Consider the following 223-nt stretch of genomic DNA (forward strand, 5'->3'; position numbering starts at 1 on the left):
AAGCTTGCTGGAAAGAGAGACCCTCAATTGGAAGCCGAGGTCCTGCAATGGATTGAAGGAATCCTGGGGCAGAAACTGCCCGCTGGTCCATATGAAGAAGTTCTGAGAGATGGAACTGTCCTTTGCACCTTAATGAATAAACTGATGCCCGGATGCATCCAAAAGATTAACACATCCGGAGGTCAGTTCAAGATGATGGAGAACATCAATCGATTCCAAGGGG

General features: G+C 47.5%; 1 protein-coding gene. It reads left to right on the forward strand.

Annotation, left to right across the window (positions count from 1 at the left end; all coding sequences use genetic code 11):
• Positions 1 to 223, forward strand: a 223-nt coding sequence (locus tag BB427_RS06620) for a calponin homology domain-containing protein (RefSeq protein ID WP_139119025.1), incomplete at both ends; no start/stop codon positions are given.

The sequence above is a fragment of the Pseudoalteromonas sp. BMB genome (genome assembly GCF_001709235.1).
GTDB lineage: Bacteria > Pseudomonadota > Gammaproteobacteria > Enterobacterales > Alteromonadaceae > Pseudoalteromonas > Pseudoalteromonas maricaloris.